The organism is Streptomyces sp. Ncost-T10-10d, assembly GCF_900091955.1.
Taxonomy (GTDB): domain Bacteria; phylum Actinomycetota; class Actinomycetes; order Streptomycetales; family Streptomycetaceae; genus Streptomyces.
Genome location: NZ_FMDF01000138.1, coordinates 122,879 through 141,586 on the forward strand (window position 1 = coordinate 122,879; position 18,708 = coordinate 141,586).

Annotated in this window: 19 protein-coding genes; 10 read left to right on the forward strand and 9 right to left on the reverse strand. The window is 69.5% G+C overall.

Annotated elements, in window-relative coordinates:
* Positions 1-105 precede the first annotated feature (105 nt).
* The 3 genes from GA0115254_RS23575 (at position 106) to truA (ending at position 2,788) form a co-directional block, all read left to right on the forward strand.
* On the forward strand, positions 106-1,128 hold the full coding sequence (locus tag GA0115254_RS23575; RefSeq protein ID WP_003966937.1) for a DNA-directed RNA polymerase subunit alpha: 1,023 nt from the start codon (positions 106-108) through the stop codon (positions 1,126-1,128).
* A 214-nt stretch (positions 1,129-1,342) separates the two neighbouring features.
* A complete protein-coding gene (rplQ, locus tag GA0115254_RS23580; protein ID WP_093897257.1) occupies positions 1,343-1,846 on the forward strand; it encodes a 50S ribosomal protein L17 in 504 nt (167 codons plus the stop codon).
* 87 nt (positions 1,847-1,933) lie between these two features.
* Positions 1,934-2,788 carry a tRNA pseudouridine(38-40) synthase TruA gene (truA, locus tag GA0115254_RS23585; RefSeq protein ID WP_093897258.1) on the forward strand — a complete coding sequence of 285 codons (855 nt, stop codon included), beginning with the start codon at positions 1,934-1,936 and terminating at the stop codon, positions 2,786-2,788.
* 22 nt (positions 2,789-2,810) lie between these two features.
* Here truA and GA0115254_RS23590 read toward each other — a convergent pair whose 3' ends face one another.
* Together GA0115254_RS23590 and GA0115254_RS46390 are read right to left on the reverse strand one after the other, a co-directional pair.
* Positions 2,811-3,020 carry a hypothetical protein gene (locus GA0115254_RS23590; protein WP_093897259.1) on the reverse strand — a complete coding sequence of 70 codons (210 nt, stop codon included), beginning with the start codon at positions 3,018-3,020 and terminating at the stop codon, positions 2,811-2,813.
* A gap of 143 nt (positions 3,021-3,163) precedes the next feature.
* Positions 3,164-3,940, reverse strand: a complete 777-nt coding sequence (locus GA0115254_RS46390; RefSeq protein ID WP_256102741.1) for a hypothetical protein — start codon at positions 3,938-3,940, stop codon at positions 3,164-3,166.
* Positions 3,941-4,218: 278 nt separating this feature from the next.
* Here GA0115254_RS46390 and GA0115254_RS46395 point away from each other — a divergent pair, with 278 nt between their 5' ends.
* Positions 4,219-4,482, forward strand: coding sequence for a hypothetical protein (locus GA0115254_RS46395; protein ID WP_256102742.1), 264 nt, complete (start codon positions 4,219-4,221; stop codon positions 4,480-4,482).
* 604 nt (positions 4,483-5,086) lie between these two features.
* On the opposite strand, the gene GA0115254_RS23600 is transcribed toward GA0115254_RS46395, so the two are convergent.
* Positions 5,087-5,941 (reverse strand): hypothetical protein, encoded by an 855-nt coding sequence (locus GA0115254_RS23600; RefSeq protein WP_093897260.1) that lies wholly within the window; start codon positions 5,939-5,941, stop codon positions 5,087-5,089.
* A 58-nt stretch (positions 5,942-5,999) separates the two neighbouring features.
* Here GA0115254_RS23600 and GA0115254_RS23605 point away from each other — a divergent pair, with 58 nt between their 5' ends.
* The 4 genes from GA0115254_RS23605 to glmM all read left to right on the forward strand — a co-directional run bounded on the left by GA0115254_RS23605 (position 6,000) and on the right by glmM (position 10,580).
* A complete protein-coding gene (locus GA0115254_RS23605; protein WP_176740260.1) occupies positions 6,000-7,628 on the forward strand; it encodes an ABC-F family ATP-binding cassette domain-containing protein in 1,629 nt (542 codons plus the stop codon).
* A gap of 340 nt (positions 7,629-7,968) precedes the next feature.
* Positions 7,969-8,412: a 50S ribosomal protein L13 gene (rplM, locus tag GA0115254_RS23610; protein WP_072486702.1), complete on the forward strand. Its 444-nt coding sequence runs from the start codon at positions 7,969-7,971 to the stop codon at positions 8,410-8,412.
* Between the two features lie 44 nt (positions 8,413-8,456).
* Complete coding sequence (gene rpsI / locus GA0115254_RS23615; RefSeq protein WP_030914197.1) at positions 8,457-8,984, forward strand: 30S ribosomal protein S9; 528 nt, start codon at positions 8,457-8,459, stop codon at positions 8,982-8,984.
* Between the two features lie 237 nt (positions 8,985-9,221).
* On the forward strand, positions 9,222-10,580 hold the full coding sequence (gene glmM, locus GA0115254_RS23620; protein WP_093897261.1) for a phosphoglucosamine mutase: 1,359 nt from the start codon (positions 9,222-9,224) through the stop codon (positions 10,578-10,580).
* A 112-nt stretch (positions 10,581-10,692) separates the two neighbouring features.
* Here glmM and GA0115254_RS23625 read toward each other — a convergent pair whose 3' ends face one another.
* The 5 genes from GA0115254_RS23625 to GA0115254_RS23650 all read right to left on the reverse strand — a co-directional run bounded on the left by GA0115254_RS23625 (position 10,693) and on the right by GA0115254_RS23650 (position 16,172).
* Positions 10,693-11,649, reverse strand: a complete 957-nt coding sequence (locus tag GA0115254_RS23625; RefSeq protein WP_093897262.1) for a DUF389 domain-containing protein — start codon at positions 11,647-11,649, stop codon at positions 10,693-10,695.
* Positions 11,650-11,676: 27 nt separating this feature from the next.
* Positions 11,677-12,672, reverse strand: a complete 996-nt coding sequence (gene coaA, locus GA0115254_RS23630) for a type I pantothenate kinase (protein ID WP_093897263.1) — start codon at positions 12,670-12,672, stop codon at positions 11,677-11,679.
* 165 nt (positions 12,673-12,837) lie between these two features.
* On the reverse strand, positions 12,838-13,818 hold the full coding sequence (locus tag GA0115254_RS23635) for a CU044_5270 family protein (RefSeq protein WP_093897264.1): 981 nt from the start codon (positions 13,816-13,818) through the stop codon (positions 12,838-12,840).
* Complete coding sequence (locus tag GA0115254_RS23640; protein ID WP_093897265.1) at positions 13,806-14,405, reverse strand: RNA polymerase sigma factor; 600 nt, start codon at positions 14,403-14,405, stop codon at positions 13,806-13,808. The genes GA0115254_RS23635 and GA0115254_RS23640 overlap by 13 nt, the downstream gene beginning before the upstream one ends.
* Before the next feature lie 1,347 nt (positions 14,406-15,752).
* Entirely contained in the window at positions 15,753-16,172 is a 420-nt protein-coding gene (locus GA0115254_RS23650) for an ATP-binding protein (protein ID WP_093897266.1), read from the reverse strand.
* A gap of 144 nt (positions 16,173-16,316) precedes the next feature.
* Between GA0115254_RS23650 and GA0115254_RS23655 the strand changes: the two genes are divergently transcribed.
* Together GA0115254_RS23655 and GA0115254_RS23660 are read left to right on the forward strand one after the other, a co-directional pair.
* Positions 16,317-17,180 carry a helix-turn-helix domain-containing protein gene (locus GA0115254_RS23655; RefSeq protein WP_093897267.1) on the forward strand — a complete coding sequence of 288 codons (864 nt, stop codon included), beginning with the start codon at positions 16,317-16,319 and terminating at the stop codon, positions 17,178-17,180.
* Positions 17,177-17,383 carry a DUF397 domain-containing protein gene (locus GA0115254_RS23660; RefSeq protein ID WP_093897268.1) on the forward strand — a complete coding sequence of 69 codons (207 nt, stop codon included), beginning with the start codon at positions 17,177-17,179 and terminating at the stop codon, positions 17,381-17,383. Before GA0115254_RS23655 ends, GA0115254_RS23660 begins: the two co-directional genes overlap by 4 nt.
* A 351-nt stretch (positions 17,384-17,734) precedes the next feature.
* On the opposite strand, the gene GA0115254_RS23665 is transcribed toward GA0115254_RS23660, so the two are convergent.
* Complete coding sequence (locus GA0115254_RS23665) at positions 17,735-18,664, reverse strand: hypothetical protein (RefSeq protein WP_093897269.1); 930 nt, start codon at positions 18,662-18,664, stop codon at positions 17,735-17,737.
* Positions 18,665-18,708: the final 44 nt, after the last annotated feature.

The window sequence follows — 18,708 nt, forward strand, 5'->3', positions numbered from 1 at the left end:
GCTCGTGGGTCCGGGCGGTACGGCTCTTTCGGGTCGTGCCGCCCGTACCCTTGTCAGTATCTGGGGGCGTCAAATAGTGGGCGCCCACGACTGAAGGAACGCAACATGCTTATCGCTCAGCGTCCGTCGCTGACCGAAGAGGTCGTTGACGAGTTCCGCTCCCGGTTCGTCATCGAGCCGCTGGAGCCGGGCTTCGGCTACACCCTCGGCAACTCTCTTCGCCGTACGCTCCTCTCCTCGATCCCCGGCGCTGCTGTCACCAGCATCCGGATCGACGGTGTCCTGCACGAGTTCACCACCGTGCCGGGTGTCAAGGAGGACGTCACCGACCTCATCCTCAACATCAAGCAGCTGGTCGTCTCCTCGGAGCACGACGAGCCGGTCGTGATGTACCTGCGCAAGCAGGGTCCCGGCCTGGTCACCGCTGCTGACATCGCCCCGCCGGCCGGTGTCGAGGTCCACAACCCGGACCTGGTCCTGGCCACGCTGAACGGCAAGGGCAAGCTGGAGATGGAGCTGACCGTCGAGCGCGGTCGCGGCTACGTCTCCGCCGTCCAGAACAAGCAGGTGGGCCAGGAGATCGGCCGTATCCCGGTCGACTCCATCTACTCGCCGGTGCTCAAGGTCACGTACAAGGTCGAGGCGACCCGTGTCGAGCAGCGCACCGACTTCGACAAGCTGATCGTCGACGTCGAGACCAAGCAGGCCATGCGTCCCCGTGACGCCATGGCTTCGGCCGGTAAGACCCTGGTCGAGCTGTTCGGTCTGGCGCGCGAGCTCAACATCGACGCCGAGGGCATCGACATGGGCCCGTCCCCGACGGACGCCGCGCTCGCTGCCGATCTGGCGCTGCCGATCGAGGAGCTCGAGCTCACGGTCCGTTCGTACAACTGCCTCAAGCGCGAGGGCATCCACTCCGTGGGTGAGCTCGTGGCTCGTTCCGAGGCCGACCTGCTCGACATCCGCAACTTCGGTGCGAAGTCGATCGACGAGGTCAAGGCGAAGCTGGCCGGTATGGGCCTGGCGCTCAAGGACAGCCCGCCCGGATTCGACCCGACGGCCGCGGCCGACGCGTTCGGCGCGGATGACGACGCGGACGCCGGTTTCGTGGAGACCGAGCAGTACTGATTCGCCTCCGGCCGGGGTGCCCGGGTTTTGCGGGTGCCCCGGACCGGGGTGAGGCTTTGTCCTCGAACGCCGGACGGGCTTGATGCGGCCGATGACTGGCTTCATCTGCCGGAACGATTTCCCGAACGGCTCTTGATCTTCCGTGTGGCGTCCGCCGCACGGGAACTGACACCGGTACCTGATACGGCCGGTGCAGCACACAAGGAGAAAAACCATGCCGAAGCCCGCCAAGGGTGCCCGTCTGGGCGGCAGCGCTGCGCACGAGAAGCTTCTTCTCATCAACCTTGCGAAGTCGCTGTTCGAGCACGGCCGCATCACCACGACCGAGGCCAAGGCTCGCCGCCTGCGCCCGGTTGCCGAGCGTTTCATCACCAAGGCGAAGAAGGGCGACATCCACAACCGTCGCCTGGTGCTGCAGTCGATCACGGACAAGAGCATCGTGCACACGCTCTTCACCGAGATCGCCCCGCGGTACGAGAACCGCCCCGGTGGTTACACCCGCATCACCAAGATCGGCAACCGTCGTGGCGACAACGCCCCGATGGCCGTCATCGAGCTGGTCGAGGCACTGACCGTGGCCCAGCAGGCCACCGGTGAGGCCGAGGCCGCGACCAAGCGTGCGGTCAAGGAAGACGCCCTCAAGAAGGACGAGGCTCCGGCCGAGGTCGTCGAGGACGCCAAGCCGGCCGAGGCCGACGTGGAGTCCAAGGACGCCTGAGCGTTCTGAGACCACTGGGCGGGCCCGCATCACCCTTCGGGGCGGTGCGGGCCCGTTCCGTATGTACTGGCAGAAAAGGATCGTTCGGTGAGTGACGAGGTAGAGCCCGGCTTCGTAAGGGTGCGGCTGGACCTGGCGTACGACGGCAAGGACTTCTCCGGCTGGGCCAAGCAGACCGGCAGGCGGACCGTCCAGGGGGAGATCGAGGACGCGCTGCGGACCGTGACGCGGTCCTCACGGACGTACGACCTGACCGTCGCCGGGCGCACCGATGCCGGGGTGCACGCCCGGGGGCAGGTCGCCCATGTCGATCTGCCGGACGAGGTGTGGGCCGAGCACGCGGACAAGCTGCTGCGGCGGATGGCCGGACGGATGGCGCCCGATGTGCGGATCTGGCGGATCGCCGAGGCTCCGGCCGGGTTCAATGCCCGGTTCTCGGCGCTGTGGCGGCGTTACGCGTACCGTGTCGCCGATCGTCCCGGTGGGGTGGATCCGCTGTTGCGGGGTCATGTGCTGTGGCACGACCGGCCGTTGGACGTCGACGCCATGAACGAGGCGGCGGCCCGGATGGTCGGGGAGCACGACTTCGCCGCCTACTGCAAGAAGCGTGAGGGTGCGACGACCATCCGTACGCTGCAGAAGCTGAGTTGGGTGCGGGACGAGGCGTCCGGCATCATGACGGCGACCGTGCAGGCCGACGCGTTCTGCCACAACATGGTGCGGGCGCTGATCGGGGCCGCGCTGTTCGTCGGCGACGGGCGCCGCCCGGCCGAGTGGCCCGCACAGGTGCTGGCGGCACGGCTGCGGGACCCCGGCGTGCATGTGGTCCGCCCCCATGGGCTGACGCTGGAGGAAGTGGCTTACCCGGCCGACGAGTTGCTGGCCGCCCGCTCCAAGGAGGCGCGCAATGTGCGCACGCTCCCCGGAGCCGGCTGCTGCTGAGATGCGCGGGCCGGCCGGGCCGTCAGTGCTTGCGGACGATCCGGGCGACCCGGCTGAGCAGGCCCGGCCTGCGGGGCGGCGTTGCGGGGGTGGCAGGCTTCGGCGGCTCGGGGACTTCGACGCGCAGCGACAGGTCACGGTGCGCATTGGTCCAGTACGGGGTGATGCGGAGCAGCTGCTGGGTGGGGTGCGGTACCGCGGTGAGCTGTCCGGAGACCTCAGGGCCGCGCACTTTGCCGAGTCGGGCGGACTTCGTCCTGTCGGGACCACCACGGTGACCTTGACCGCTGTCCCATCCACGCTTTCAGCGGCGCACAACCTCGTCACATCGGACCCGCAGACCCTGCACAGGTGGGCTCGGAGGCGTCGACGTTCTCATTCCGAGGCTGCTGCGGCCCCGCCGCGTGCCCGGCGTCTTTGCCGCCAGGCGCTCGTCAGCCGGGCTGCCGTGTACAGGGACACGAGTGTGGCCGTCGTTGCCCGGAGCGGGTGGCTGTCCGGGGCCGACCAGGCATGGACCGCGGCTGCTGTGAACAGCAGCAGGCCCAGGATGCGCAGCACCCACCACCTCGGTGGGCGGGGTTCGTGGCCGTCCGGGGCCCGCGGGTGTTCGCCGTCCTGGGTGGTCATCGTGGACCGCATGCCGGCCAGCAGGCCGCGGCGGGTGAGGACCCGGGCGTCGGGGAGGGTGTCGAGGACTTCCGGGCGGTCGCCGAAGCCCGGGGGCAGCGGGGGCAGGGACAGGGCCGCCAGGAGGTCGGACTGGTGGCGGGGCGGGTTGCCGGTGGAGCGGAGGATGTGGGTCAGCGGGCGGGGGTCGGTGAGGGCGAAGGCGCGGGACAGGGCTTCGGCCGTGGCGGTGACCGTGGCGTGGTCGGGGGCCGGGGACGTGGCGTTCCACTCGTGGGTGGCCAGGGGTCTGCCCTTGCGGAACAGGGTGAGCCCGCAGCGCTCGGGTGTGCGGCGCAGGACCAGTGTGGGCCACTTCTCGCCGGTGGTGAAGTTGTCGGCCGCCGTGGTCAGCGGGTCCTCCGTGGAGAGCACCGAGCGTTTGGCGGGCCGGGCTTCCGGGACGGCCTCGACGTAGGTGTGGGTGGCGGTCGCCGGGGCGGTGCGGAGCGAGACGCCGCACATCAGTGCCGCCTGTGCCACGTCCGCCGGGCGGGCCGCCGCTATCGCGACCGCGCACGGAGCGCCGGGCGTCCAGACGGGGGGGGCGGGGGCGGGTACGGGGCTGCGGCGGGCGGCCGAAGAACGGGGTTCGTGTCGCCACGTGGATACGGACGCCCGAGCGGGTCTCCAGGAACTCCTGGCGCGGGTCGTCGCCGAAGTACCCCCAGGGGTACTTGGTGGCATGGACGCCGATACTGCGGAACGCGTCCAGCGCTTCGTCCCAGCGCTCCGTACGCAGCAGCATCAGGGCCAGGTGGTTGCGGAAGCCGGCCGCCTCGTGGCTGCCCGGTTCGTACGCGGCCGAGAGGTCCAGTGCGCGGGCGACGGCCGCCGCGACGCGGGGCGCGTACGGGTCGGGACCGGCGGGTGTGTCGGGGGTGGGGGACACGACCACGTACTCCAGCGCCGCGGACAGCGGCAGCGCATGCAGTTTCGAACCGGGCGGAGCCGTATCGGCCGCGCTCTCGGCGAAGCCGAACATCTCCTCGTGCGAACCCCACCACTTCGCGCACAGGTACTGAAGGGCCGAGGCATGGCATCCGTAGTGGTGCGGGTCGCGTGCCAGGGCCTGCGCCCAGTATTCGTAGAAGACATCGCGCGGGGCCTGGCTGCCCCGGGCGTGGGTCAGGGCGATGCGCCACGGCACGGGGTCGGTGGGGTTGAGTTCGGCCGCCCTGCCGATCACCGGGGCCGCGTCCTCCAGCAGCGCGAAGAAGGCCCGGAACTGCTCGCGCGAGACATGTTTGGCGCGTTCTGCCGTACGTATCTCCCAGGCCCGGTCGATACAGAGGTCCGCCCGGACCAGAGCCGCGTCCGGGTCCTCGGGGGATTCGGCCAGCCAGGCGTCCAGCCAGCCGGGGTTGTGCAGGGCGGCCTCGGCGAGACGGGACACGTAGCCGTCCCTCAGCTCCCACTGGGTGTGCTCACGGGTCGCGGCGAGCAGTTCGCGAGCGGGGCCGTGGTCGCCCTCCGTGGCCGAGGTCAGGGCGGTCCGGAGCGCGGCGTCCGGGGCGTCGACGACCACGGCCTCGTCCGGCGGCAGATCGGCGCCGATGGCTGCGCTGTGGCGCAGCACGCGGGGCAGGGTGAGGAGGAACGGAAGGCGCACGGGTTCCCCGGGCCGTGTCAGGCGGCGGGTGCGGTGGCCGCCGCCGATGCCTGGAGCTCTCCGCGGTGGCGGATCTGACGGAACGTGAAGTTCGTCAGGTCGTCACCGGTGGCGAAGGCGTTCTTGTCGGCCGTGGTGACGTTCTTGCCGCTGGTGAACCCGCTGATGGCGAAATAGGCGTAGCGGCCGTAGGAGTTGGCGGTACGGCGGCAGACCGATCCGGTCTGGCAGAAGGCCGGCACACCCGAGCCGCTCAGTGTGGCGATGCTGCCGCTCGACTGCTGGGCCGCCTTCTTCGCCTGGGCTTCCGTCTCGAAGACCGCGAGGCCGACGGTGACGGCGACGCCGTCCTTGCTGTACGTGGCCCGGATGACCTGGTCGCAGCCGTTGTTGACGAGTACCGAGCCGAGCGCGCCCTTGGTGGGGGCGGCGCAGTTCTTCGTCTGCTGCGTCGCGCCCTTGGCGTAGACGCGGTCGCCCATCGTCAGCTTCTTGCCGGGGAAGAAGGCGTCGACGGTGATCGGCGCCTTGTCCTTCTTGACGTCGGAGATGTAGTCCTTCGGGTCCGGCGGGGGCGGTGGCGCCACCGAGGAGAAGGACGGCTCGGGCTCGGCGGTGTTGTTCGGCAGGTCGGTCGGTGCCGGCAGCTCGCTCGCGTTCTTGCCGGAGCCGGTGGAGCTGTTGCCGTTGTTGGTCGAGATGACCGCCGTGGCCACGATGGCGCCGACCGCCGCGGTGGCGAGCACGCCGCCGCCGATCAGCAGCCACTTCTTGCGGCGGTTGCGCGCGGCGGACTCGTCGGCCAGCGCTGCCCAGTCCGGAGTCTGTGTGCCTCCGGGCCCCCAGGAGGGCCCCCCTTGCCCAAAGCTCATGCGGCGAATCCTAGACGCAACGTAAACCGGTTGGGCCAGGGCTTCGCGGCCCGTGACAATGCTGTGCATGGGACATCTTGAAGCGGGCCATCTGGAGTACTACCTACCGGACGGGCGGGTGCTGCTCGGCGATGCTTCGTTCCGGGTCGCGGACGGGGCGGTGGTCGCCCTCGTGGGGGCGAACGGTGCCGGGAAGACGACGCTGCTGAAACTGCTTGCCGGGGAGCTCCAGCCGCACGGTGGCTCCGTGTCGGTGAGCGGCGGGCTCGGGGTGATGCAGCAGTTCGTGGGCTCCGTGCGGGACGACCGTACGGTCCGGGATCTGCTGGTCTCCGTCGCCCAGCCCCGCATCCGGGAAGCGGCTCTGGCGGTCGACAAGGCCGAGGAACTGATTCTCACCGTCGACGACGAGGCCGCGCAGATGAAGTACGCGCAGGCCCTGAGCGACTGGGCGGAGGCCCGCGGGTACGAGGCCGAGACGGTGTGGGACATGTGCACCATGGCCGCGCTCGGAGTCCCGTACGAGAAGGCGCAGTGGCGCGAGGTGCGCACGCTGTCCGGCGGTGAGCAGAAGCGGCTGGTGCTGGAGGCGCTGCTGCGCGGGCCGGACGAGGTGCTGCTGCTCGACGAGCCGGACAACTATCTCGACGTCCCAGGAAAGCGATGGCTGGAGGAGAGGCTGAAGGAGACCCGCAAGACGGTCCTCTTCGTCTCCCACGACCGGGAGCTGCTGTCCAGGGCCGCCGAGAAGATCGTCAGCGTCGAGCCGAGCCCGGCGGGCAGCGACGTGTGGGTGCACGGCGCCGGTTTCGATACGTACCACCAGGCCCGCAAGGACCGGTTCGCGCGGTTCGAGGAGCTGTTGCGGCGCTGGGAGGAGGAGCACGCCCGGCTGAAGGCGCTGGTCCACCGGCTGCGGCAGCAGGCGGCGATCAGCCCCGACATGGCGTCCCGCTACCGGGCGATGCAGACCCGCTTCAAGAAGTTCGAGGACGCAGGCCCCCCGCCGGAGCCGCCGCGCGAGCAGGACATCAAGATGCGGCTGCGCGGTGGCCGGACCGGCGTACGGGCGGTGACCTGCAAGGGGCTGGAGCTGACGGGGCTGATGGCCCCCTTCGACCTGGAGATCTTCTACGGGGAGCGGGTCGCCGTCCTCGGCTCGAACGGCTCCGGGAAGTCGCACTTCCTGCGGCTGCTCGCGGGCGAGCCGGTGGCGCACACGGGGGAGTGGAAGCTCGGGGCGCGTGTCGTACCGGGTCACTTCGCGCAGACGCACGCCCATCCGGAGCTGCTGGGCCACACGCTCGTCGAGATCCTGTGGACCGAGCACGCCAAGGACCGCGGCGGGGCGATGTCCGTGCTGCGGCGGTACGAGCTGGAGCGGCAGGGGGACCAGCCGTTCGAGAAGCTGTCCGGCGGGCAGCAGGCGCGGTTCCAGATCCTGCTCCTGGAGCTGGCCGGCACGACGGCACTGCTGCTGGACGAGCCGACGGACAACCTGGACCTGGAGTCGGCGGAGGCCCTGCAGGACGGTCTTGAGGTGTACGAGGGGACGGTGATGGCCGTCACGCACGACCGGTGGTTCGCGAAGTCCTTCGACCGGTATCTGGTGTTCGGCTCGGACGGCGTCGTACGGGAGGCGACGGAGCCGGTGTGGGACGAGCGGAGGGTGGTGCGGGTGCGGTGACGCGGTTGCACCCCCGCGGGGAACCCGCACCGACCAGCCCGTCCGGTGATTGAGGACGGAACCCCCGGCAGCGGAGCCGGGCCAGGCCGGGTAACCCCGCTGCCGCCCGCCCGAGGGCCACGCGTTTTGACCCGTCCGGGGCGGGGCGGGTAGTCTCGTCGATTGTTATGCGTATTGGCTTCGTCGTTCTCACGCGTAGGGCCCTTACGTAGGTTCTCTGGAGCAGTTACCAGTGGTTCGCATACGGGCAGCGTCCCGGCATTGTGAGCCCCAGCTGCATGATCGCTTCAGAGGTGCCATGTGTCTGGACCCCATCCACTGAAGAAGCGAAGGCTACGAAGTGCGTACGTACAGCCCCAAGCCCGGCGATGTGACGCGCCAGTGGCACATCATTGACGCGCAGGACATCGTCCTGGGTCGTCTGGCCACCACGGCTGCGAACCTCCTCCGCGGCAAGCACAAGGCGATTTACGCCCCCCACATGGACATGGGCGACTTCGTCATCATCATCAACGCCGAGAAGGTTCACCTCTCCGGCAACAAGAAGACCCAGAAGATGGCGTACCGCCACTCCGGGTTCCCGGGTGGTCTCCGCTCCGTCCGTTACGACGAGCTGCTCGCCAAGAGCCCCGAGAAGGCTGTCGAGAAGGCCATCAAGGGCATGATCCCCAAGAACAGCCTGGGCCGTCAGATGCTCTCGAAGCTCAAGGTCTACGCGGGCGACCAGCACCCGCACGCTGCTCAGCAGCCGGTCCCGTTCGAGATCACCCAGGTCGCGCAGTAGTTCCGGCCTCCCCCTAAGACCAAAAGAAAGATCTGAGGAGAATCGTGGCCGAGACCACTGTTGAGAACCCCGTCGAGGGCACCGAGGGCGAAGAGGTTTTCGCCGAGGTGACCACCTTCGAGTCCGAGGTTCCCGTCGAGGGCGAGTACACCAGCGAGTCGCTGGCTTCTCGCTTCGGCGACCCGCAGCCCGCCGCCGGCCTTGGCCGTCGGAAGAACGCCATCGCCCGCGTCCGGATCGTTCCGGGCACCGGCAAGTGGAAGATCAACGGTCGCACCCTTGAGGACTACTTCCCCAACAAGGTGCACCAACAGGAAGTCAACGAGCCCTTCAAGGTGCTCGAGCTCGACAACCGCTACGACGTCATCGCCCGCATCTCGGGTGGCGGCGTCTCGGGTCAGGCCGGCGCCCTGCGCCTCGGTGTGGCCCGTGCGCTGAACGAGGCGGACGTGGACAACAACCGCGCCCCGCTGAAGAAGGCCGGCTTCCTCTCCCGCGACGACCGTGCGGTCGAGCGCAAGAAGGCCGGTCTCAAGAAGGCCCGTAAGGCCCCGCAGTACAGCAAGCGCTAAACCGCCTGCTCATTTGCGTTACCCGTTCGCCCCGGCGGCACACCTTGTGCTTGCCGGGGCGTTCGTCTATCGGCACCCTCGGGCGTATAACGGCATAGGACGTTCATACGCTTGCATACGCGGCATTGTGTGGCGTTGCCGGCGACGGACGCGTCGCGTTGTTCGCATCGTGTCGCCGTGTTGCGTCGGTTTGCTTTGGTTTGGTTTGCGGTTTCGGAGCATCTTCGGAGGACACCAGTGGGACGACTCTTCGGCACGGACGGTGTGCGCGGTGTCGCCAATGCGGATCTGACGGCTGAGCTGGCGCTCGGTCTCTCGGTTGCTGCGGCGCATGTGCTTGCCGAGGCGGGCACCTTTGAGGGGCATCGGCCGACAGCCGTGGTGGGACGCGACCCACGTGCGTCCGGAGAGTTCCTGGAGGCCGCCGTTGTGGCAGGCCTCGCCAGCGCGGGCGTGGACGTCCTGCGGGTCGGTGTGCTGCCCACCCCTGCGGTGGCGTACCTCACCGGCGCGCTGGGCGCCGACCTCGGTGTGATGCTCTCCGCCAGCCACAACGCCATGCCGGACAACGGTGTCAAGTTCTTCGCCCGTGGTGGTCACAAGCTCGCCGACGAGCTGGAGGACCGGATCGAGACGGTCTACGAGCAGCACCGCACCGGTGAGCCCTGGGCACGCCCGACGGGCGCCGGGGTGGGCCGGGTCACCGACTACGCCGAGGGCTTCGACCGGTACGTCGCCCATCTCGTCGCCGTCCTCCCGAACCGGCTCGACGGGCTGAAGGTCGTCCTCGACGAGGCACACGGCGCGGCTTCCCGGGTCTCGCCCGAGGCCTTCGCCCGGGCCGGCGCCGAGGTGGTCACGATCGGTGCCGATCCGGACGGTCTGAACATCAACGACGGCTGCGGCTCCACCCACCTGGAGCTGCTAAAGGCCGCCGTCGTCGAGCACGGCGCCGACCTCGGTATCGCGCACGACGGCGACGCCGACCGCTGCCTCGCCGTGGACGCCACGGGCGCGGAGGTCGACGGCGACCAGATCCTGGCCGTACTCGCCCTCGCCATGCGCGAGGCCGGGCAACTGCGCAAGGACACCGTGGTCGGCACGGTCATGTCCAACCTCGGCTTCAAGATCGCGATGGAGCGGGAGGGCATCCAGCTCGTCCAGACCGCCGTCGGCGACCGCTATGTACTGGAGTCGATGAAGGCCGAGGGCTATGCGCTGGGCGGCGAGCAGTCCGGCCATGTCATCGTCCTGGACCACGCCACGACCGGCGACGGCACGCTGACCGGCCTGATGCTGGCGGCCCGGGTCGCGGCCACCGGACGTACGCTCGCCGAGCTGGCCGGGGTCATGCAGCGGCTGCCCCAGCTGCTGATCAACGTCCCCGACGTCGACAAGTCCCGGGTCGGGACCTCCTCGGAGCTGGCCGCGGCGGTCGCCGAGGCCGAGCGCGAGCTGGGCTCCACCGGGCGCGTACTGCTGCGCCAGTCGGGCACGGAGCCGCTGGTACGGGTCATGGTCGAGGCGGCCGACATCGACCAGGCACGGGCGGTCGCCGAGCGGCTGGCCGATGTGGTGAAGTCCGCACTCGGCTAGTCCGGGCCCGGCCGGGCTGCAGTCGGCCGCGCCCTCAGCCGGCCGGTGCGTGATCGGCAGGCCCCGGCTCGGCCGGGCCGCTCGTCGGAGAGCGGTCCGGCCGAGCCGCTCGCTATTCGCCGGACGGGCTCGCAACGCAGCCCGTCCGGCGGCGGTGAGCCGCCCACAGGGCCTTCTGGACCAGCAGCGTCAACGTTCCTGCGACCACGATCCCGCCGAGGTTCGCCAGCAGCTGGGCAATTGAGCCGGACATCTGGCTGTAGTCGCTGTAGCTGAACGCCACCGCCGCGTTGGCCGCGGCCGGCACGGTGGTCACCGAGATCGCGACCCCGATCAGCGCACCGGACTTCGCCGAGGTGAGCGAGAGCGTCCCGGCGATCCCGGCCAGGAACGCCACCACGAACGACATCGCGTCCGGCTTCCAGATGAACGCCGTGTTGGGCCGGGCCGCCTCGATCATCGAGCGGTTGAACAGCCCGAAGGCGTCCATCAGCCAGGCGAACCCGGCGGTCAGTATCATCGCGACGGCGAAGCCGCCGATCAGCGCCACCAGCGACCGCCACACCAGCCGCGGAGCGCGCTGCACCAGGGCCGTGGAGATCCCGGCCAGCGGTCCGAACTCCGGACCGACCGCCATCGCGCCCACGATCAGGATCGCGTTGTCGAGCATCACACCGCAGGCGGCGAGCATCGTCGCGACCGCGAGGAACGCCACATAGGTGACGCTGAACGTCGACTCCTCGTGGGTCGCCTCCGTCAGCTCCTCCCACAGCACCGCGTCCGCGCCCTCGCCCGGCGCCTCCTCCTCGGCCTTGTCGGCGTGCGCGGAGAGCGTCAGGTCCATGTTCTCGACGGTGATCGAACCGGACTTGTCGATACCGAGCCCGCGCAGCGCGCTGATCAGCTCGTCGCCCGCCTCGCGGGCCACATCGCACAGCACCACGTCACCCGCCGGGTCACGGGCGACCCCGGACATCACCACGAGATGCGTCGTACCGACGGTGTTCTCCACCAGGCGCACCACCTCGTCCGTACGGTCGGCGGGGACGATCAGGCGCAGATGCAGCACGCGGCCACTCCCAGGAGGCTCGGAGAATCAGAGTTTGCGCAGGGACAGCCGCTGGACCTTGTGGTCCGGCCCCTTGCGCAGCACCAGAGTGGCACGGCCCCGGGTGGGCGCGACATTCTCCACCAGGTTGGGCTTGTTGATGGTCCGCCACATCGTCGCCGCGTACTCCATCGCCTCCTCCTCGGAGACCTGGGTGTACTTGCGGAAGTACGAGAACGGGTTCTGGAACGCCGTCTCGCGCAGTTTCCGGAACCGGTTGAGATACCAGGACTCGATGTCCTCGGTCCGCGCGTCCACGTACACACTGAAGTCGAAGTAGTCGGCGAGCCCGACCCTGGTGCGCCCGTCCTTGCCCGGCAGCGCGGGCTGAAGCACGTTGAGTCCCTCGACGATCAGGATGTCGGGGCGGCGCACGGTGAGGCGCTCGCCCGGCACGATGTCGTAGATCAGATGCGAGTAGACGGGCGCCGTCACCTCGTCCTTTCCGGCTTTGATGTCCGCGACGAAACGGGTCAGGGCACGCCGGTCGTACGACTCGGGGAACCCCTTGCGCGACATCAGCCCGCGCGACCGGAGCTCCTTCATCGGCAGCAGGAACCCGTCCGTGGTGACGAGCTCCACCCGGGGATGCTCGGGCCAGCGGGCCAGCAGCGCCTGGAGGATACGGGCGCTGGTGGACTTGCCGACCGCGACACTGCCCGCGACCCCTATGACGAACGGGGTGCCCCGCTGCGCACCGTGCCCGTTGCCCGCGTCCCCGAGGAAGGTGTTCAGGGCGCCGCGCAGGCCCGAGGTGGCCTGGACATAGAGGTTGAGGAGCCGGGAGAGCGGCAGGTAGACGTCCCGTACCTCGTCGAGGTCGATGACATCGCCGAGACCGCGCAGCTGCTCCACCTCGTCGGCGGTCAGCGGCAGCGGAGTCTTGTCGCGCAGGGCGCTCCACTCGGCGCGGGACAGGTCGACGTACGGCGTCGACGCGTGCTCGGTGCGTCGGTGGGTGCTCCGTGGCGGCGAAGTGATCACGTGTTCATTGTTGCGGGAGTTCTGACGGAGCGGGGGGTGGGGTCGGTCACGTGGGGGCGGCGCTCGTTCCGGGCATGCACCCGCGCGCATCCGCCGCCGACGGCAGGGGCCGGTGTCCGCACCCCTGTGGCGGGCACCGGCCCCGGTTCATGGCCCCGGTCGGCGTCAGGGCTTCTCGCCCTTGGCGTCGACGACGGCGGCCTCGACCCGGGCTTCGCTCAGCATGACCTGCCCGGCCTTGAACTTCTCCGGCCAAAATTGCACCTTGCCCGCGGAGGACGTGTACTCGTAATCCTCGGCGACCACGAAGCGCGTCCCGGCGTAGCTGAAGTCGTGCGGGTCAAGGAGGATCTCCCGCTGTTCGTGGCTGCCGTCCTCCTTCCGGGTGATGGCGATGGCTTCGCGTCCGGCGGCGTCCTTCACCAGGTGGTCGGTGACACGCACACCGGGGACGGTGGCCAGGGCCCGGTAGATCCGGGCGAGGGCGGCCGGTGCGATCGGGTAGGTCTGGACCATCAGACTCATCGCGCGGAAGCTGTGCTCGGCCTCGGCCTCGGGCGGGCTCTCGGCGGTGTTGCCGGTCGGGTGGAACGAGCGGACCTTCGCCAGCAGTCGTGCGGGGTCGTCGGGCAGCTCATTGGCGGCCCGATAGATCTGGCGGGATGTGCGGTAGTCGTCGTCCTTCCCGTTCTTGGCCGCGGCGGAGTTGTCGTACGGGACCCAGTTGTCGGGGTCGTACGTGAAGCGGCCGACGGCCGGGCCCCTATGGGGCGACTGGGCCATCACCGTCTTCGTGTAGATCCACTGGTCGTCGCGCGGCTCCGGGGCCGCCTGCTGCTTCTCCAGTGCGTCGGCGGCCCGGTTCAGCACCTCGGCCGGGCTGCTCAGCCGCAGGGTTCCGGTGGTCGCAGCGGGTCCGGAGCGGTCGGGGGCGGCGGCATCGACGAGCTGGGTGCCGAGCACGGCCGCCACCGTGATCGCCGCTGCCGCACCGATCGAGGCGATCCGCCAGTCTGCCCTCAGCCGGCGGGCACGGCGGCCCGAGGCGGCGGCCTCGGTGAGCCGCAGCCGGCCCGGGGCGAGTGCGGAACGGTCGGGAACGGGCGCGTCCGCGCGCAGCTTCCGCAGCTGGGTCATTTCGTCCATGACGGGGTCAGCTCCATGACGTCGGGCGTGAACGAGGGATCCATGCACAGCGCCTCACGGACCTTGCGGCGGGCGCGATTGAGCCGGGACCGCACGGTGCCGAGCGGGATGCCCAGCGCCTCGGCGACCTCCTGATATCCGAGGTCGGCCCAGGCGACGAGCAGCAGCACATGGCGGTCACCGGGCGAGAGCGAGGCGAGCGCCCCGGCCAGCGGCGCCTGCGAGGCGATCCGGTCGTCGGAGCGGTCGCTCCAGGACGCGGCCACCGGGTCCTGACCGGTACGGGCCAGGGCCCGCAGCCCTCTCTCCTCGCTGCGCCGGTGCTTGCCGATGAGGTTCGCGGCGATGCCGTACAGCCAGGGCCGGGCGTTGCGATGCGTGCCGTCGTAACGGTGCCGGGAGCGGAAGGCGATGAGAAAGGTCTCCGCCGTGATGTCGTCCGCCGCGCCCTCCCCGAGGCGGCGGGCGGCATAGCGGTGGATGTCCGGGGCGTGGCGGTCGTAGAGCCCGGCGAAGATCTCGGGATGCTCCAGCGACTGCGCGACGACCTCGGCATCGTCCTCGGGACTGGCTGGTGGTCCGGTCACATCGGCTCCTGTGGGCTCGCGGGTGAGCGTGTCACCCCTTGTTGCCCGCAGGGCGCGGAAAGGTTCACAGGAATTCGGAGCGCCTCGGCGCGCGGATTCCGGTGCGCCGGTTTGGCGCCATGTCGGAAAACGCAGGTCAGCAGTCCGTACTGACAGCGAGACAGCGACTTCCTTGGGCCGGGACCGGACCGCCCGTGGCTACCCCGTGAGCGACAGCCCGCTCTCGCAGTTGTGGCAGTTGCCGGGAGTGGAGGAGCGGAAGGCGCGGTCGCAGTTCTGGAGTGGCGTGGGCTGGTGGGTAGGGGTGGTCGGGGGCGGGAGGAGGTGGGTGAGGCGGTGTCGGAGGAGTTTGGCGGGGTGTTTGAGGGGGGTGGGGGAGGTCGTTGGTGAGGGTGTGGCGGATGGTGGCGGGTGTGGCGCCGCGTTCGAACCAGGTGGCGACGGCGGGGGCGAGGTGGTGGATGTCCTTTTCGGTGAGGGTGAGTTGGGGTGTGTTGCGGTGGAGGTCGGTGAGGAGCGTGATGGCGGCGTGGTGGAGTTGGGGGAGGGGGTTGCGGGGTTGGGGGAGTGGCGGGGGTGGGGTTTGGCTGCGGTGGGGCGGGGGCGTGGAGCTGTTCGGTGACCTGGACCGGGGCCGGGTGAATGGGTGTGCGGCGTGGCTTGGGTGCCGGGGGCGTGTGGTGGGCGGTCGCCCTCGGTTGGTTGTAGGAGCAGGTGCGGGTGATGACGCGGCCGTTGGGGAGGCGTTCGCGGGTGCGGCGCAGGTAGCCGTGGACTTCCAGTTCGCGCAGTGCGGCGGCGATGCGGGCCTCGCTGTCCGGGAAGCGTTCGGTGAGGGGTTTGATCCCGATCTTCGTCCCGGCGGGGAGCGACTGGATGTGGGTGGCGAGGCCGATTGCGAGGAGGGAGAGCTCGCGGTGCTGGGCGAGGTGGTTGCCGACGACCGTGAAGTGGCTGCTGTGGCGGGAGTTGATGTGCATGACACCGGACGAGGGCGTGGCGTCCCTGCGAACGGGAGACGGGGCGCGCGAGGGCGCGCTAATCTGCTGGGTATCCATCGGGAAGGGGCTTTCTTCCTCGGTGGTCAGGCCCTCGATCGGGATTGCGAGTCCCGGCCGGGGGCCGACGCATGTCTGGGGTTGTGGGGGCGAGCATATGCCTGCCAACCAGGCGAAAATCCAGTCGAGTTGGTGATCTCACCCGTGTGGGTGACGGGGCCCTGTGTGAGGCCGGGGCAGGGGTTGGGGTTGGGTTGGGAAGTTTCTTCTCTCCAAGTCTTAAAAGCCTTATACGTCGGGGCCTGCCGGTTCGCGGTCCACCGGGTCGCGGCAGACCGGGTCGCGGCTGTCACGATCCGGTGAGGGCTACCTCCGCCCAGACGGTCTTGCGGGGGAAGGGCCCCACCTGTACGCCCCACCGAATGGCGATCGCCTCGACGAGCAACAGCCCGCGCCCTGCCTCGGAGTCGTCGTTCCGCTCCGGTACTCGGGGCAGCACGTCCCCGCGAGCATCGGCGACCTCGATACGGAGCGTGTCTCCGGTGACGGTCAGCAGGATGCGGAAGTCCCGCCCTGGCACGTACCCGTGCAGCGCGGCGTTGGACGCCAGCTCGGCGATGACATGACCGGCGTCCTCCAGCGGCAGTCCCCAGGAGCGGAGTTGCTCGGTCGCGAGGAGCCGGGCGAGCCGGGCGCCCCGACGGGTGGCGGAGAGCTGCACGGCGAACTGGCCGCTGCGGGCACGCGGTTGGGTGATTTCTCGATTCACGTCACTCAGCGTGGCCGGAGATGCTTACTCTGCACAGCAGTGACGTGCGTACGGACAGTGACTGTCCAGTGGTTGTACGGGTCTGTCCATCCGGTACGGCGTCGAGCGCGAAACGGTGCGGGCACGGGTGGAGGCGGGTGTCGTATGGCGGACGAGGACAACAGGGACAACACGGCGGACGGCCCGGACTGGGAGTTCGACGTCGAGGACGACTCGGGCGCGGTGATCGCGGCGGTCGGCCGACAGATCCGGTTGTGGCGTGAGGCGGCCGGCCTGCGTGCGGCGGAACTGGGCAGGGCGATCGGCTACGGGGAGAACCAGGTCTACAAGGTGGAGGCCGGGAAACGTATCCCCAAGCCGGAGTTCCTGGACAAGGCGGACGAAGTCCTGGGAGCGGGCGGCAAACTCGCCGCGATGAAGAAGGACGTGGCGGAGGCGCGGTACCCGAAGAAGGTTCGGGACCTGGCGAAGTTGGAGGCGGGCGTGGTCGAGATGGGCGCGTACGCCGGTGATGTCGTCGAGGGCCTCTTGCAGACCGAGGAGTACGCCTGTGCTCTCTACAAGGAGCGGCGCCCCGCGTACACCGAGGACCAGGTGGACCGCTTGGTGGCTGCGCGCATGGCTCGCCAGTCGATCTTCGAGCGATGTCCCGCCCCGCTGCTGACGTTCGTCCAGGAAGAGGCGACGCTGAGGCGGCCGACCGGAGGCAAAAAGGTGTTGCGTAGGCAGCTCGAACACCTGCTAGAACTGGGCACGTTGAGGCATGTCGAGATTCAGGTCATGCCGACGGACACGGAGGAGCATGCGGGGCTGGCCGGCTCGCACCGGGTGCTTAAGCTGAGTGATGGCACGGCTGTGGGACACAACGAGGTCCAGCTCACCAGCCGACTGATCACTGATCCCAAGGAAGTCCAGATCCTTGAGATGCGGTACGGCCTGGTCCGAGCCCAGGCGCTCACACCTCGGTTCTCACGGACCTTCATCACGAAATTGCTGGGAGAGACATGAGTGCCAAGTCCTCGGCCGGAAACGCTTCCGAGCTGACGTGGTTCAAGAGCAGCTACAGCACTAATGACGGCCCGGCGTGCGTCGAGGTCGCGGAGACCGCGAGCGCCATCCATGTACGCGACTCCAAGAACATTCCCGGCCCGCACCTCGGTTTCACGCCGGACGCCTGGGCGGAGTTCGTCACGTACGCCTCCGACAACTGACCCTCGCGCCCACCGGCACTGTGACCGCCCCGTTCCCGGTCGTCCTGGGAGCTGGGCGGTCACAGTGCCGGTACTGCCTCCGCCCTGATGACCGCCGCGAGTTCCCGCACCCCGGAGACTTTGAGGTGGGAAGTCCTGGCCGTTCACACCCAGACGTTCGGCCATCGGCCGCATGGACGTGCGCCCGCCATCCAGCGCACCCCGCAGAAGTGCGGCTCGCCCTCGGCTCGTCGATCCCGGGTCGCGCGGATCGAGGCCGTGCCCCGGGCCGCGGAGAGTCTGCGGCCTCCGCGCGGCGGGCGATCGTGCTCGACCGGGCGGTCTCTGCACGACGTGCCTGAGTGCTTGATTTCAGGGCAGCGTGGCAGCCAGCGCCGCGACCGCCTGCCGCATCCGGTTCTCGTCGTCGCGAACGCTCCGGCTGAACTCCATGTGGAGGAAGGGGACACCGTCCGCAGCGGCGCGTCGCCCCTGTTCGTTGCTGCGCCCCTCCAGCGCGCAGCGACGCGACCACGCCCGGCAGACGTCGAATCCTTCCTGCCGCAGGGCGGTAGCCGTGCGACGGGCCGCCGTACGGCCCTGGTCACCCTTGCCGGTGGACGCGATCACGTCGTAGCCCGGTTCGGTGGCGTCGGCGAAGCCGTGCACCTGCAGGCCCGGCAGCCGGCGTGCGACCAGTTCGTCGCACACCGCGTCGAATACGGTGTCGTTGCGGTGTGCCACGTCGGCCCGGTCTCCCTCCCCGGCGTTCCGGTGCGCGCCGGCCAGCACCAGCACCCCACCGGGCCTGGCACGCAGCACTCCGATGCCCAGCTGCTCGCTCCGCGCGTCGGCGACCGGATGCGGGACCTGGACCGACCAGCGGGCCGCGGCGCCGAGGTCGACATAGACCCGGCCCCAGCCCCGCCTGGCCTCCGCCGTACGGTCGGCGATCTCGGCGAAGCGGCGGCCGGTCCTGGTGTCGGTGAACGTACGGATACCGAAGTCGACCTCGGCCAGGCGCCTCCCGGCCTCGGCGCGGTGGCCGTCCAGGAAGAGCCCGACGCCCTCGGCAACGGTACGGCGCTGCGCGCGCAGAGGCCGCTGATAGCTGCTGTGCTCCACCGTGCCCCTGGTGAAGTCGGTGATGCGCCGGCCCAGATCCTGACCGTCACGGGCAGCAGGGGAAGCCTGTCCGCGTCGGTCCTGGTCACCGGACGGAACGATGACCGCCACCAGAGCCCCGAGGGTGACCACCGTCACCACGGCAAGCGGCAGTACTGCCTTGATCGTTATCTTCACGGCAGGCCACGCGTCCTATTCAAGTGAAAATATTAAGGGTGCCG